This window comes from Streptomyces sp. NBC_00012 (assembly GCF_045040875.1).
In the GTDB taxonomy this organism is placed as follows: Bacteria; Actinomycetota; Actinomycetes; order Streptomycetales; family Streptomycetaceae; genus Streptomyces.
This window is the reverse complement of the sequence record NZ_CP108309.1, coordinates 4,822,011-4,837,471: the sequence shown is the minus strand read 5'-3', so window position 1 is coordinate 4,837,471 and position 15,461 is coordinate 4,822,011. Positions and strand designations below refer to the sequence as shown.

Annotated in this window: 8 protein-coding genes and 1 tRNA gene; all 9 read right to left on the bottom strand. The window is 72.2% G+C overall.

Annotated features, from left to right (window positions below; genetic code table 11):
• Positions 1–2 precede the first annotated feature (2 nt).
• The gene (locus tag OHA19_RS22265) at positions 3–1,850 is read right to left on the bottom strand and encodes an HSP90 family protein (RefSeq protein ID WP_405714038.1); all 1,848 of its coding nucleotides are present in this window, start codon (positions 1,848–1,850) and stop codon (positions 3–5) included.
• Positions 1,851–1,943: 93 nt separating this feature from the next.
• A complete protein-coding gene (locus OHA19_RS22260) occupies positions 1,944–2,930 on the bottom strand; it encodes a hypothetical protein (RefSeq protein ID WP_405751271.1) in 987 nt (328 codons plus the stop codon).
• Between the two features lie 220 nt (positions 2,931–3,150).
• A tRNA-Thr gene (locus tag OHA19_RS22255) sits at positions 3,151–3,224 on the bottom strand.
• A 118-nt stretch (positions 3,225–3,342) separates the two neighbouring features.
• The gene (locus OHA19_RS22250; RefSeq protein WP_405751268.1) at positions 3,343–4,887 is read right to left on the bottom strand and encodes an alpha/beta hydrolase; all 1,545 of its coding nucleotides are present in this window, start codon (positions 4,885–4,887) and stop codon (positions 3,343–3,345) included.
• 289 nt (positions 4,888–5,176) lie between these two features.
• Entirely contained in the window at positions 5,177–6,382 is a 1,206-nt protein-coding gene (locus OHA19_RS22245; RefSeq protein ID WP_405714044.1) for a DNA polymerase III subunit delta', read from the bottom strand.
• A 281-nt stretch (positions 6,383–6,663) separates the two neighbouring features.
• Positions 6,664–9,810, bottom strand: a complete 3,147-nt coding sequence (tmk, locus tag OHA19_RS22240; RefSeq protein WP_405714046.1) for a dTMP kinase — start codon at positions 9,808–9,810, stop codon at positions 6,664–6,666.
• A 157-nt stretch (positions 9,811–9,967) separates the two neighbouring features.
• Positions 9,968–12,823: a type I DNA topoisomerase gene (gene topA, locus OHA19_RS22235; RefSeq protein WP_405714048.1), complete on the bottom strand. Its 2,856-nt coding sequence runs from the start codon at positions 12,821–12,823 to the stop codon at positions 9,968–9,970.
• Positions 12,824–13,152: 329 nt separating this feature from the next.
• On the bottom strand, positions 13,153–13,350 hold the full coding sequence (locus OHA19_RS22230) for a hypothetical protein (RefSeq protein WP_266731806.1): 198 nt from the start codon (positions 13,348–13,350) through the stop codon (positions 13,153–13,155).
• 470 nt (positions 13,351–13,820) lie between these two features.
• Entirely contained in the window at positions 13,821–15,335 is a 1,515-nt protein-coding gene (locus OHA19_RS22225; RefSeq protein ID WP_405714050.1) for a methyltransferase, read from the bottom strand.
• Positions 15,336–15,461: the final 126 nt, after the last annotated feature.

The following is a 15,461-nucleotide window of genomic DNA, read 5'->3' as shown; positions in this document are numbered from 1 at the left end:
CGTCAGCTGTCCTTGCGGAGGGCGTGGGCGAGGAGGTCGAGGAAGGAGCGGTTGATGAGGCTCGATTCGGCGGGCCTGAGCGGGCGCCGGGACAGCAGCACGGCCTGGCCGTAGAGGGCTTCGGCGCTGGTACGGGCCAGCTCCGGCTCCTCGATGGCGACGGCGGCGCGCACCAGCGGATTGAGCTGGTTGAGGATCAGCTGGGCCCGCGGTGCCTCCTGGCGCAGGGCGCCGAGGATGTCGCCCCACACCCCGCCCTCCTGCTCACGGGCGAGCCGGGAGCGGGTCCGCTCGTGCCGGGCCTCGCGGCTGTCGACGAGGAGGGCGGGGGCGGAGGCGGGCTGGAAGGTGCGCAGCGCGACATCGCAGTCGAAGACCGCGAGTGCGTCGCGGGCCAGGGCGAGGTAGGCCACCGCGGCCAGTTCCGTCTCACGGTCGACGGGGTCGAGATGGGCGGTGAGGGTCGCCGGGTCGAGGTCGGCGACACTGACCCCGGACCTGATCTCGGGCAGCCGGTGGACCAGCTCGCGGTCGTACGTGTAGCCGCCGTTGACGACGCCGAGCCCGGCGGCCGAGGCGATCGCCGCGACCTGCCGGAACTCCTCCACGCTCGACGTCACCAGCACGGTGCGGTGGGTACGCGCGAACTCGTCGAGAGTGGTGTGCCCGTCGGTGGTCTCGAACGGCAGCCAGGGCAGCAGCATCCGCAGGATCTCGTCGTCGTGCACCGCGAGCGACTTCACGGCCAGGTGGTGGGCCTGGAGGAAGCGGCCGAGCAGCTCCGGATCGCTGGCGGCGATCCGGGCCATCCACGCGCGCAACCGCTCGGCGAGGGCGTCGCGGACGGCGGCGAGCGTGTCGTCCTCGTACAGGGACTCGCGGGACGCCGTCGGGCGCAGGCTCTCGGCGTCGACGACGCAGCGGACGAAGAACGCCCACTCCGGCAGGATCTCCTCGGCCTGCTCGGACAGCAGCATGCCCTTGACGTGCACCCGGTGGCCGTGGCGGCGCCCGGCCGGCACCGCCTCGGGCAGCACGCATGCGATGCCCTTCAGGCCCACGGCCGGCAAGTCCAGCTCGATGGTGTCCAGCGGCGTGAACCCGAAGACCCCCTCGCCGTACGCGGCCAGCGCGCGGGAACGGGATCCCGGCGTGGGGTACGAACGTGCCCAGGGCGCGGGCTCCGGATTGACGGCCACGCCCGCTCCCCCCGAGCCGTCGTCGAAGGTCACCGGATGGCGCAGCAGGGAGCCGAACTGCCGGGCCAGCGCGTGCACCTGCGCCGGCCTGGTCCACTCGCCCGTGTCGGCGCGCGGCGTCAGCGTGACGGTGGTACCGGGCCGGTGGCGGGCGGACGCGGGCAGAGTGCGGACGGTGTAGCTGCCGTCGCCGCGCCCCCGCCACTCCACGGCGCGTGCGTCGGGGGTACGGGCGGAACGGCTCAGGACGTGGATCTCGTCCGCGACCAGGAAGCAGGAGAGCAGCCCGATGCCGAACTGACCGATGAAGTCGGCACGTTGCTCGGCTATCCGCTCGGCGCGCTTGCTGCTGCGGCCGATCGTGGCGAGGAAGGTGTGCACATCGGTCTCGGTGAGACCGACGCCGTCGTCCTCGACGCGCACCACCGAGCCGTCGGCGTACAGGCGGATGCCGAAGGCGTCGGCGGGGGCGTCCGGTTCGAGGCCGTGCCGCGCGGTCAGCGCGTCCACCGCGTTCTGCAGGAGTTCGCGCAGGTAGACGCGTGGGCTGGAGTAGAGGTGGTGGGAGAGGAGATCGACGAGGCCGCGCAGATCCACCTGGAAGGTGCGATCGTCGCCGGCCGGGGTCGCGGCGGTGTCGGGAAGAGTCATCGGGCAGTCCGGGGTGAAAGGGGCGACGGGTGGCGGGGTGCGGCCGGACGTAACACCGGCAGCGGGCAGGACCGGGCTCGGAACGGTGTGCGGTCAGGCGCGGCGCTGGTGGCGGGCGAACTGCTTCTGGGGCTCCGCGAAGTAGGACCAGGGCCAGTCGGTGCAGGCGCCGTCCAGCGCCTGGAAGACGCGCCGGACCGTGTGACGCTCACCGGCCAGCGACAGGGCCATGGCGAACATGTTGAAGTCCTGTTGCCAGCCCGGACGCCGCACATGGGCGGGGTGGAGGATGCTGTGATCGGCAGCGTTCCGCAACTCGGCCTGGATCTCCGGGGTCTGGAGACAGTCCGCGCGTTCCGACTCGACCCATTCCTCGATGTGCGCCATGGCGATCACACAGCCGATCCGATGCCCCTGCGGGGCGCGCGCGAACGCGTCCCGGGCGAACGCCAGGGCCTCGCCCGGTTCGCCGCTCCAACGCGGCTGCAACTGCGACACCCAGCCGATGTGGGTCTCCAGGTCCAGCGGATCACGGCGCAGGGCTGCGTCGAGGCGGGTCCTGTTGACGACGGGACCCAGCGACATGCCGCGGCCCGAGGTGAGAAGGCAGCGCCACGGCGTGACCCATTCCGGCCGCAACTCGGCGGCCTCGAACAGCTGCTCCTCGGCGATGTGGAGCCGCTCGTGGAAGACCCGCCACTGGTCCTGCGTGACGTTCACCGCACGCTCGGCCGTACGCGCCTCCCAGCCCCAGTTGATGTGGCGCGCCCCGGATATCAGCAGGGCCGTCGCCCGGTGCTCCTTGTCCTCCTCGACGGCACGGCCGATCCAGTCCTGCACACCGTCCAAGTCGGCCAGCTGGTCCAGGACTCCGTGGTCACGGCCGAGGTCGAACGGCACCGACGCCGCCTTGACCGCCTCCCAGTCCCCCGCCCCGGCCGCCTCCACCAGCGCGAGCACCCGCTGGTCCCCGAGCGCACGCAGCGCGTACGTCCCGTTCCTCTGCCGGCGCGGGACGGGCAGGGCGTACGGATCCGCCTCCGGTCTCTCCCCACCCCTGCCGAACAGCTTGCCGAACATACCGAGCCCTCCCCTGGTCCCGCGCGATCGTCCGGTGCAGCATAAGCGGCCCCACCGACATCACTTCCACGGAGTATTCACGGGGGCTTCACACTCTGGGCCCGAAGATCATCCATGACGACGGCGACCGCTGTCCGAGTGTTCCCGGCAGTGACCATCAGCCACAGATGCAAAAGCAAAAGCCCCAGGTCACGGCGAGTGAGTCCTGAGGCTTCTACAGAGCCGCCTTCGGGATTCGAACCCGAGACCTACGCATTACGAGTGCGTTGCTCTGGCCAACTGAGCTAAGGCGGCACGCCCTGTCGCACCATGGTGCGATCAGCAGCGTCGCCAAGTCTACACAGTTTCCGGGGGTGCTCCGTACCAGCCTCGCTCCGAGCCGTTCGCGCAGGTCAGTGGCGAGGCGGGGCGGTCAGGAGCACTTCTTGCCCTCGGCCGGCGGGGTGCCTTCCAGCAGGTAGGTGTTGATCGCCGTGTCGATGCAGTCGCTGCCGCGGCCGTACGCGGTGTGGCCGTCGCCCTGGTAAGTGAGGAGGATGCCGGAGGAGAGCTGGTCGGCGAGGGACTGGGCCCACTTGTACGGGGTGGCGGGGTCGCGGGTCGTGCCGACCACCACGATCGGGGCGGCGCCCTTCGCCTCGATGCGGTGGGGGGTGCCGGTGGGCGGGACCGGCCAGGCCGCGCAGTTCAGGGCGGCCCAGGCGAAGGCCTTGCCGAAGACCGGGGAGGCCTTCTCGAAGCCGGGAACGGCCCGGGTGACGGCCTCGGCGTCGGCGAAGGCGGGCGGCTGGTCCAGGCAGTTCACGGCGGCGTTGGCGAACATGAGGTTGGCGTACGTGCCGTTCGGCCGACGCTCGTAGTAGCTGTCCGACAGGGCCAGGAGGCCGGAGCCGTCGCCCTTCTGGGCGCCGGCGAGGGCCTCGCGGAGCTGGGGCCAGGCCGACTCGTCGTACATGGCGGCGATGACCCCGGTGGTGCCCAGCGATTCGGTGAGCCTGCGGGAGTCACCGGTGGCGATCGGCCGGGCGTCGAGGTCGGCGAAGAGCCGCTTCAGACGCGTGGCCGCATCGGCGGTCGAGGTGGTGCCGAGCGGGCAGTCCGCCTTCTTCACGCAGTCGGCGGCGAATGCCTGGAACGCGGTCTCGAAGCCCGCGGTCTGGTCGCGGTTCAGCTCGACGGCGTCCAACGACGGGTCCATCGCACCGTCGAGGACCAGACGGCCGACCCGGGCGGGGAACAGTCCCGCGTACGTCGCACCGAGGAAGGTGCCGTACGACGCACCGACGTAGTGCAGCTTCTCGTCACCGAGCAGGGCTCGCAGCATGTCCATGTCGCGGGCGGTCTCGACGGTGGAGACATGGGGCAGGATCTCGCCGGAACGCTCCTCGCAGCCGCTCGCGAACTTCTTGTACGCGTCGCCCAGGCCGGTGACCTCGCCGGAGTCGTCCGGGGTCTGGTCGACCTGGGTGTAGGTGTCCATCTGCGGACCGGTGAGGCATACGACGGGCGCGCTGCGGGCCACTCCGCGCGGGTCGATGGCGACCATGTCGTACCGCGCCCGGACTTGGGCCGGGTAGCCGACGGCCGCGTAGCTCTGGAGGTATTCGATGGCGGAACCGCCGGGTCCGCCCGGGTTCACCAGGAGGGAACCGATCCGCTTGCCGGGTCCGGTGGCCTTCTTGCGGGAGACGGCCAGCTTGATGTCGCCGTTGTCCGGTTTCCCGTAGTCCAGCGGGGCCTCCATCGTGGTGCACTGGAAACCCTCGACGCCGCAGTCCCGCCACTTCAGCTGCTGCGCGTAGTACGGCTTGAGTCCTGCGGGGACGGCCGGCGCGGGCGATGCGGATGATTCGGACGACGAGGCGCTCGTCGAACTGCCGCTGGTGCAGCCGGAGATGAGAAGGCCAGCAGCGCCGAGTGTGGTGGCGAGAATACGGAGCGAGCGCCTGGTGTTCATTCTCGGAGCGTAGCCGCCATGTGACGACTCGCCCGATTCGCTCCCCGTACGGGTGAACGCGCGATCACGAATGAGCGATCGTGAACGGGGCGGTGCGGATCGGGCGCCGGTGCGGATCCGCGAGTGAGCGCCGACGGGGATGCACGAGTGAGCGCCGGTGGGCCCGGTGGGCGCCGGTGGATGCGGATGGGCTTCGGCGGACGCGCTGACGGGTGGTCGCGTGGACGGGCGAACGCGCTGACGCGCTGACGGGCGGCCGCGGGCAGAGGCCGCGCCCTCGGCTGTGGTGTCAGCCCGCGCGCAGGGCCATCGTCATCGCCTCCACCGCGAGCAGCGGCGCCACGTTGCGGTCCAGTGCCCGGCGGCAGGCGATCACCGCCTCTATCCGGCGCAGGGTGCGCTCGGGTGTGGAGGAGCGGGCGATGCGGTCCAGCGCGTCCTCGGCGTCCGCGTTGGCGATGGCGATCCGCGAGCCCAGCTGCATGGCCAGGACGTCGCGGTAGAAACCGGTCAGATCGGTGAGCGCCAGATCGAGGCTGTCGCGCTGCGTACGCGTCTTGCGGCGCTTCTGCCGGTCCTCCAGCTCCTTCATCACCCCTGCGGTCCCACGCGGCAGCCGTCCCCCTGCGGCGGCGCCGAGCGCGGCCTTCATCTCTTCCGTCTCCTTGACGTCGACCTCCTCGGAGACCTGCTTGGCGTCTTCGGTGGCGGTGTCGATCAGCTCCTGGGCTGCCTTGAGGCAGCCCCCGATGTCCTCGACCCGCAACGGGAGCTTGAGCACGGCGGCGCGGCGCGAGCGGGCCCGCTCGTCGGTGGCGAGGCGGCGGGCCCTGCCGATGTGGCCCTGGGTGGCCCGGGCCGCGGACGCTGCCCGCTCCGGGTCGATGCCGTCGCGCCTGATCAGGACATCGGCGACCGCGTCGACCGGAGGCGTGCGCAGTGTGAGGTGACGGCAGCGGGAGCGGATGGTGGGCAGCACGTCTTCGAGGGAGGGCGCGCAGAGCAGCCACACCGTGCGGGGCGCGGGCTCCTCGACCGCCTTCAGCAGTACGTTCCCCGCGCCTTCGGTGAGGCGGTCGGCATCCTCCAGGACGATGACCTGCCAGCGGCCGACGGCCGGGGAGAGCTGGGCACGGCGGACCAGCTCGCGGGTCTCCTTCACGCCGATGGAGAGCAGGTCCGTACGGACCACCTCGACGTCGGCGTGCGTACCGATGAGGCTGGTGTGGCAGCCGTCGCAGAAGCCGCAGCCGGGTGCTCCGCCCAGGGCGCGGTCGGGGCTGGTGCACTGGAGGGAGGCGGCGAAGGCTCTGGCGGCGGTGGAACGGCCCGAGCCCGGGGGCCCCGTGAACAGCCAGGCGTGGGTCATCCTCGACCCCGGCGAGACCGGCTCCCCCGCCGAGTGGGCGGTGACCAGCGCATCGGCGTCCCGGGCGGCGGCACCGAGCTGCTCCTGCACCCGGTCCTGGCCGACCAGGTCGTCCCATACGGTCATGGGTCTCCGCCCTTCCGGTGGTGTGCGCGCCACGCGGCCGCCGCGCGGTGGCACCACGCAGCCCCGATGCCGTTGCACCGCACTGTTTGTTGCTGCTTGTCGATCCGGATCCCCGATCCGACTCCCATTGTGGGGGACGGGTCTGACAATCCCGGCAACATGGCGTCCCGGCCGCCGGAGCCCGACACCGGACACCAGACAGACACCGGAACCGAACACCGGAACCGGCCGCGCCAACGCCGGCTGCCGGACAGGACGCCCCGTCCGGCACCCGGCCCGGGTCAGCGGCGCGGGCGGCGTCCCCGGCCCGAGCGGCCCGAGCCATCGTCGTCCTGCTGGTCGCGGTGATCGCCCAGCAGCTCGTCCGCCAGCGTCGGCAGATCGTCCAGCGGGGTCTCCTCCGCCCAGTCGGGACGTGGACGCCGGCCGGAGCGCTCCTGGTGCTCCCGGTGCTCCGGGTCCTCCCAACCCCCGACCTGCGGAAGCTCACGGGTGCGCTCGTTCTCGCTCTCCGGCCGGGACGCCGGGTGCTCGTCGCGGAAGATGCCCCGCGGGATACGGTCCGCCGGATTCGTGTCCCGTACCGGGGGAAGAACCGTCGTCTCGTCGGCGGCACCCGCCGCACCGGAGCGGTCCGAACGGCCGGAACGGTCCGAGCCACCGGAACGGCCCGAACGGTCCTGGACCTTGGGGATCATCGCCGTCTCGGCCTCATCGGAGGACGAGCTGTCCGGCGCGGGCACCTGCTGCGTCACGTCGTTCGGGTTGACGATCGGCGTCGGCACCGTGATCTCGTTCTCCGGCACGGACGCCGCCGCAGCGGCCTCCGCACGGGCCTTCTCCGCCGCCGCGGCGGCCTCGGCCTCCGCACGCCTGCGGGCCTCCTCGGCACGCAGCAGCGCCTCCTCGGCCTTGCGCTGCTTCTCCAGCCGCAGGGCCTCGGCCTCCTTGCGCAGCCGCGCCTCCTCCTCGGCCTGCCTGCGCAGCCTGGCCTGCTCGGCCTCGCGGGCCGCCTCCTCGGCCTCCCGCCGGACCCGCTCCTCCTCGGCCACCCGGCGGGCCTCCTCGGCACGCTGCCGGGCCTCCTCCGCCTGGCGTTCGGCCTCGCGCCGGCGGGCCTCCTCCAGCTCGCGGGCCTTGCGCTCCTCCTCCTCGGCACGGAGCTTGGCGAGCTGTTCCTGCCGCTCGCGCTCCAGCCGCTCCTCCTCGGCCTTGCGGGCCGCCTCTTCCTCGGCCTTGCGCCTGGCCTCCTCCTCGGCGGCCTTGCGCGCCTCCTCCTGGGCCTTGATCTCGGCCTTGGAGAGCGGCAGGAGCTGGTCGAGCCGGTGACGTACGACCGTGGTGATCGATTCCGGTTCCTGGCCCGCGTCCACGACCAGGTAGCGGGTCGGGTCGGCCGCGGCCAGCGTCAGGAAGCCGGACCGCACCCGGGCATGGAACGCCGGCGGCTCGGACTCCAGCCGGTCGGGTGCCTCGGTGAACCGTTCCCGTGCGGTCTCCGGGTCGACGTCAAGCAGCACCGTCAGGTGCGGAACGAGGCCGCTCGTCGCCCAGCGCGAGATCCGGGCGATCTCGGTCGGGGAGAGGTCGCGGCCCGCGCCCTGGTAGGCGACGGACGAGTCGATGTAGCGGTCGGAGATGACGATCGCACCGCGCTCCAGCGCCGGGCGGACGACCGAGTCGATGTGCTCGGCGCGGTCGGCGGCGTACAGCAGCGCCTCGGCCCGGTTGGACAGCCCGGCCGAGGAGACGTCGAGCAGGATCGAGCGCAGCCGCTTGCCGACCGGCGTCGCGCCCGGCTCGCGGGTGACGACGACCTCGTGGCCCTTGGCACGGATCCAGTCGGCGAGCGCCTCGACCTGAGTGGACTTGCCCGCGCCGTCGCCGCCCTCCAGGGCGATGAAGAAGCCGGTCGCGGCGGGGGCGACCGCCGGGTCGCCGCCGCGCAGCGCCTCGCGCAGATCGCGGCGCAGCGGTACTCCGGAGCGGTCGTCCGTCCTGGCGAGGACGACCACGGCGACCGGCAGCAGCAGCGCGCCGATCAGCATCAGTGTGAAGGCCGCTCCACCGTGCTCGAAGACGAAGTCGCCCGAGCCCAGCCGGTGGGCGCCGATCGCGGCGGCCAGCAGCGGGCCCGCGAGCGCGCCGAGCGCGATGAGGACCCGTACGACGGCCTGGAGGTGCTCGGTGGTCCTGGCCCGGCGGGACTCCTCGGTCTCCTGGTCGACCAGAACATGACCGGTGTGGGCGGCGACGCCCGCGGCGTAACCGGCCAGCACCGCGATCATCAGCACGGTCGCCGTGTCCGGCACGAGGCCCATGGCGAGCAGCGCGAGGCCCGTGACGGCGGTGGCCAGCGAGAGCAGCCGACGCCGCGACAGGGTGGGCAGCACCTTCCCCGCGGTCCGGATACCGACGCCGGTGGCGCCGGTCAGGCCGAGGATCAGCAGCGCGAAGGTGGCGGGCCCGCCGCCCAGGTCGGCGGCGTGCAGCACCGAGACGGCGGCGGCCGCGGCGATGGCCCCGGCGACCGCGGCCGACGCGCCGACGACCAGCGGGACGGATCCGGTGCGGCCCTTGTCGGGTCCGCTGCCGGTCGACGGCCGTCGCAGGCCCTCCAGCGGCGAGCGGGGGCGCGGGGTCTGCGTACCGGGCAGTTCCAGGAAGTACAGGGTGGAGATCGATGCCGAGAAGAGCCCGGCCGCGACGTACGAGCCGAGGGCCGCCTGGTGGATCGAGAACCACTCCAGGCCCGAGCCCAGGAGGTTGCCGACGAGGGTGGCGATCAGCAGGGCGGCCGCCGCGACCGGGATCGCGGCGAAGTCGGTGCGGACGGAGAGCCGGCGCAGTGCGTCGAGGCGGTCGGGCAGCGGGCGTACCGCGGCGCCCTCGGGGGGCGGGGCGGGCAGCAGCGCGGGGGCGGCGCCGTCCTTGGCGACCGTCCACAGGCGTTCGGCCGCGCCGATGACGAAGACGGTGATCAGGATCATCATGAGTGCCCTGTCGGGCATCCAGTCGATCCACAGGGGCGCAACGACCAGCAGCGCGAGCCGCAGCCCGTCCGTCCCGATCATCAGCCACCGCCGGTCCAGCGGTCCGCCGGGCGCGGTGAGCGTCGTCAGCGGCCCCAGGAGTACGGCTCCGAAGAGCAGGGTGGCAAGGATCCGGGCACCGAACACCGCGGCGACGGCAAAGGCCGCGCCTCGGTACCCGGTTCCGAATGAGCCCTCAAGGACCGCCGCTTGCAGCGACATCAGCACCAGCACGAGAAGGGCGAGTGCATCGCCGGTACTGCCGACGAGCTGCGCGCTCCACAACCGCTTCAGCGGGGGAATACGCAACAGGGCCCGTACGGCGCGCTCGCGTGAGTCTGCGGCAAGTGTGTCGGAGGTGGGGCTCACGACCGTTGGCTGCTCGGCTCGCGTCATCCGCCCAGCCTATCCGGAGCGGTGGGGTCCCCGGGGGCCCCGTCCGAACATATGGGCGCCCGAGCCGTTCCGGTGCTTCCGGCCCGCCCCGCCGGAAACCCGTGCGAACGCCGAAGGGGCCGGAAAATCCGGCCCCCGGGGCGTTCGGCAGTGCCGCTCAGTCCTCCACGGACGCCGCGGTCGTCTTCTTCGCCGCGGTCGCCTTCTTGGCGGTCGTGGTCTTCTTCACGGCCGTCGTCTTCTTCGCCGCCGTCTTCTTGGCGGTCGCCGTGGTCTTCTTGGCGGCCGTCTTCTTCGCGGTCGCCTTCTTGGCCGGGGCCTTCTTCGCCGTCTTCTTCTTGGCGGGCCCCTTGGCACGCTTCTCGGCGAGCAGCTCGTAGCCGCGCTCCGGCGTGATGTCCTCGACGCTGTCGGCGGTGCGCAGCGTCGCGTTGGTCTCGCCGTCGGTGACGTACGCGCCGAAGCGGCCGTCCTTGACCACGACCGGAGCCCCGCTCACCGGGTCCGTGCCCAGCTCCTTCAGCGGCGGCTTGGCCGCGGCCCGGCCGCGCTGCTTGGGCTGCGCGTAGATCGCGAGGGCCTCTTCGAGCGTGATGTCGAAGAGCTGCTCCTCGGAGGTGAGCGAACGCGAGTCCGTGCCCTTCTTCAGGTACGGGCCGTAGCGGCCGTTCTGCGCGGTGATCTCGACACCCTCGGCGTCCTCGCCGACGACCCGCGGCAGCGACATCAGCTTGAGCGCGTCGGCCAGCGTCACCGTGTCCGGGGACATGGTCTTGAAGAGTGAGGCGGTCCGCGGCTTCACCGCGTTCTTGCCGGTCTTCGGGGTGCCCTCGGGCAGCACCTCGGTGACGTACGGGCCGTAGCGCCCGTCCTTGGCGATGATCTGGTGACCGGTGACCGGGTCCGCGCCGAGCTCGAAGTCGCCGCTCGGCTTGGCCAGCAGCTCCTCCGCGTACTCGACGGACAGCTCGTCGGGTGCCAGCTCCTCCGGCACGTCCGCCCGCTGGTGGCCCTCGGCGTCCTTCTCACCGCGCTCGATGTACGGGCCGTAGCGGCCGACCCGGAGCTTGATGTCGTTGCCGACGGGGAACGAGGAGATCTCGCGGGCGTCGATCGCACCGAGGTCGGTGACGAGCTCCTTCAGGCCGCCGAGGTGGTCGCCGTCGCCGTTGCCCGCGTCGGAGGCCGCGCCCGCACCGGCCGTGTCGTCGCCCGCGCCGAAGTAGAACCGCTTGAGCCACGGCACGGACTGGGCCTCACCGCGCGCGATGCGGTCGAGGTCGTCCTCCATCTTCGCGGTGAAGTCGTAGTCGACGAGCCGGCCGAAGTGCTTCTCCAGCAGGTTGACCACGGCGAACGAGAGGAACGACGGGACGAGCGCCGTGCCCTTCTTGAAGACGTAGCCGCGGTCCAGGATCGTGCCGATGATCGACGCGTACGTCGACGGGCGGCCGATCTCGCGCTCTTCGAGCTCCTTGACCAGCGAGGCCTCGGTGTAGCGGGCCGGCGGCTTGGTGGCGTGGCCGTCGACCGAGATCTCCTCGGCGGACAGCGCGTCGCCCTCGGTGACCTGCGGGAGGCGCCGCTCGCGGTCGTCGAGCTCGGCGTTCGGGTCGTCGGCGCCTTCGACGTACGCCTTCATGAAGCCGTGGAAGGTGATCGTCTTGCCGGACGCGGAGAACTCGGCGTCCCGTCCGTCGCTCGCCCGGCCACCGATCTTGACGGTGACGGAGTTGCCGACCGCGTCCTTCATCTGGGAGGCGACGGTCCGCTTCCAGATCAGCTCGTAGAGCCGGAACTGGTCACCGGTCAGGCCGGTCTCGGCGGGGGTGCGGAAGCGGTCGCCGGAGGGGCGGATCGCCTCGTGCGCCTCCTGCGCGTTCTTGACCTTCCCGGCGTACGTGCGCGGCTTGTCCGGGAGGTAGTCGGCGCCGTAGAGCTGGGTGACCTGCGCCCGGGCCGCGGAGACCGCGGTGTCCGAGAGGGTCGTGGAGTCGGTACGCATATAGGTGATGAAGCCGTTCTCGTACAGCTTCTGCGCGACCTGCATGGTGGCCTTGGCCCCGAAGCCCAGCTTCCGGCTCGCCTCCTGCTGGAGGGTCGTCGTACGGAACGGGGCGTACGGGGAGCGGCGGTACGGCTTCGACTCGACGGACCGGACGGCGAACGAGGAGTCGGCGAGTGCGGCGGCCAGGGCTCGGGCGTTCGTCTCGTCCAGGTGCAGGACCTGGCCGGAGCCGGACTTCAGCTGCCCGTCCGGACCGAAGTCGCGGCCCTGGGCGATGCGCCGGCCGTCGACCGCGCTGAGGCGGGCGGTGAGGGTCGAGGGGTCCGAGGCGTCACCGGTGCGGCCGGTGGAGAAGGTGCCCGTGAGGTCCCAGTACTCGGCGGAACGGAAGGCGATGCGCTCGCGCTCCCGCTCGACGACGAGCCGGGTCGCCACGGACTGGACACGGCCGGCCGACAGCCGCGGCATGACCTTCTTCCACAGGACCGGCGAGACCTCGTAGCCGTAGAGGCGGTCGAGGATGCGGCGGGTCTCCTGGGCGTCGACCATGCGCTGGTTGAGCTCGCGCGGGTTGGCGACGGCGGCCCGGATCGCGTCCTTGGTGATCTCGTGGAAGACCATCCGGTGGACCGGGACCTTGGGCTTCAGGACTTCCTGCAGGTGCCACGCGATGGCTTCGCCCTCGCGGTCCTCATCGGTGGCGAGGAAGAGTTCGTCGGACTCGGCCAGCAGCTGCTTGAGCTTCCTGACCTGTGCCTTCTTGTCCGCGTTGACGACATAGACGGGCTGGAAGTCGTGCTCGACGTCGACGCCGAGCCGACGGACCTCGCCGGTGTACTCGTCCGGGACCTCTGCGGCGCCGTTCGGCAGGTCGCGGATGTGCCCGACGCTCGCCTCGACGACGTATCCGGGGCCGAGGTAGCCCTTGATCGTCTTCGCCTTGGCAGGCGACTCGACGATGACGAGTCGGCGGCCGCCCTGTGCGGTCTCGCTGGTCGGGGACAACTTCGCTCTTCTCTCCGGTCGACGCTCGGTGGGCATCCGGGCAGCGCGATGACGCTGCCGATGGTGCTGTCGCTGCGGAGTGTGACGGTACAACCCGCCCCCGTGTCAAACGGCAAAAGCCCGCAACGGCCACTCGAACGGTAACCCGACTTCCGCCATTCCTGCCGCCCGGACCACCCGGTCCGCCGTGTACGCGGTCCCTGCCTGCGGGTTTCCGGGTGCTGTGGTGGCGCTGCGGACGTCGGTGGCGGGCCGCGTCCGGTCCGGGCGTGTTCCCTGCCACTGCCTGCCGTGCGCCGCGCGATTCCGGCCTGCCGGTGGGTGGTGGATCAGATGCGAGTGAAGCACCACACACCGAGGACGAGAAAAAGTACGCCGAACACAGTGGCGAGCGCGGCGGAGGCGACGGGGCTCACGCCGTGCGCCACCGGCGCGCGATGCAGCACGCGCGCCCCCGTCCACAGCAGTAGCGCGGCGCCGAAGAGCGCGAACGCCGATCCGGCGAAGACCGCAGGTCCGCTCTCCATGCCGTACGCCTCCCTGTCCCTGCGCGGGCCGGGGCGTGTGCCGTCCGGCCAGGGGGAGGCTGCCACCCCAGGACGTCGACCATGCGAACCCCGGGTGAATGGCCGGTTCGGCCCGCCTCCGTATCCGCCCCGTGACTGCGGGAATGACGTCCAGTGATCGCGGGAGTGACGTCCCGGCACGGCCCCGGCCGCGAACCGTCCGGCCGGCCGGACGAGCTGCCCGGCGCTCCGTCCGGCGCCCACTGTGTTCCTGCCCGGCACCCCGCCGGGATCCCGCCCGGCACCCGATCCGGAATCCGCCCCCCTCCCCCGGACACCGGCGGGCGGCGAGCCCGAACCCGCTGATCGCGGGGCCCTTCCCTGCGTACGGCGGTTCGCACCCGAGCGGGAACGGGAACGGGAGCGGGGGCGGGAACGGGAACGCGGCCCGGAGAGCACTCGTGCAACCGGCCGGGCCGCCGGGGGGCCGATCAGCCCGCCGGAGGAACCGGCTCCAGGAAGCCCTCCTCGACCAGCAGCCGGATCGCCTGCGGGGTCCGGTCACGCAACAGCACCGGGTCCTCGTCCATCAACTGGGCGATCGCGTCCAGGATCCGGCCCGCGGGCAGCGTGCCGTCGCACACTCCCGCGAAGCCGGCACCCACGGCGTCGACCTTCGTCGCACGCCGCATGCCCCGGTTCTGACGGAGCACCACATGCTCCGGGTCCTCCGCGCCCGGCAGGCCGACCTGCTCCTGCACGACCTCGGCGGCCAGGGTGAAGTGCCCGGCCAGGAGCGCCGCGTCGTCCTGCTCGCGGAGGTAGTCCTGGCGGGCGAAATGAGCCTCGACGGCCGGGCCGAGCGGCTGCTCCACCGCGTGCGGCCACTCCTCGATCACGACGGACGGATTGCCCGCGGCGGCTGCGGCGGACTTGCGCAGGGTGATCCAGCCGAAGCCGACGCCCTTGGTCTTGCGGGCCTCGAACTCGTCCAGCCAGGCCTCGTACCGCGCGGCGTACTCCGCGGGGTCCGTACGGTGGTCGCCGCTGTCGCGCAGCCACAGCTCCGCGTACTGCGTGACGTCCTGGACCTCGCGCTGCACGATCCAGGCGTCGCAGCCGTACGGAACCCAGGAACTCAGCCGGCTCTGCCACTCCTCGCCCTCGACGTGCTGCCAGTTGGCGAGGAAGTGGGCGTATCCGCCCTCGTTAAGCCGGTCGCCGGTCTGCTGCACCAGGGTCCGGCACAGGTCGTCACCGCCCATGCCGCCGTCACGGTAGGTGAGGCGGGCGCCGGGCGAGATGACGAACGGGGGGTTGGAGACGATCAGGTCGTAGGTCTCGGTGCCGACCGGTTCGTACAACGAGCCCAGGCGCAGCTCGGCCGGGGCGACCCCGGACAGCGCGAGCGTCAGCCGGGTGAAGTCCAGCGCCCGGGGGTTGAGGTCGGTGGCCGTGACCCGGGTGGCGTGCTGCGAGGCGTGCAGCGCCTGGATGCCGGAGCCCGTGCCGATGTCGAGCGCGGAGGCGACAGGCGTACGGACGGTGATCCCGGCGAGCGTGGCGGACGCCCCGCCGACGCCCAGGACCACGCCCTCCTCGCGCGAACCGATGCCGCCCGCGCCCCCGACGGCACAGCCCAGGTCGGAGACGATGTACCAGTCCTGCCCCTCGGGCCCGCCGTACGGCCGTACGTCGACCGTCGCCCGGACCTCGTCGCCGGCATGGGTCACCCAGCCGTCCTCGACGCACTCGGCCAGCGGGAGCGCGGCACGGGCCCGCTCGTACGGCACCGGGTGCTGGAGCAGGAAGAGCCGCACCAGCGTGTCGAGCGGAGCGTCGCCCCGGGTGGCGCGCAGTGCCGGAACCGTCTCGCTGCGGGCGAGCGCGGCGTAGGCGGGCGCGCCGAGCAGGTCGAGGAGCCCGTCGGCGGTGAAGGCGGCGGCGAGCAGGGCTTCGCGGAGCCGGGGCGAACGGTCGGGCACGGGGAGGCTGGTCGTACTCACCCACCCATTGTGGCCGCTCCCACCGACAACGGCAGCGGCCCGGCGCCCACAGGGGCGGCCGGGCCGTCCGTACGACATGTCATGCGGCGCGGCCGTCACTCCGGCGCGACAGCCGCGCGCCACTAC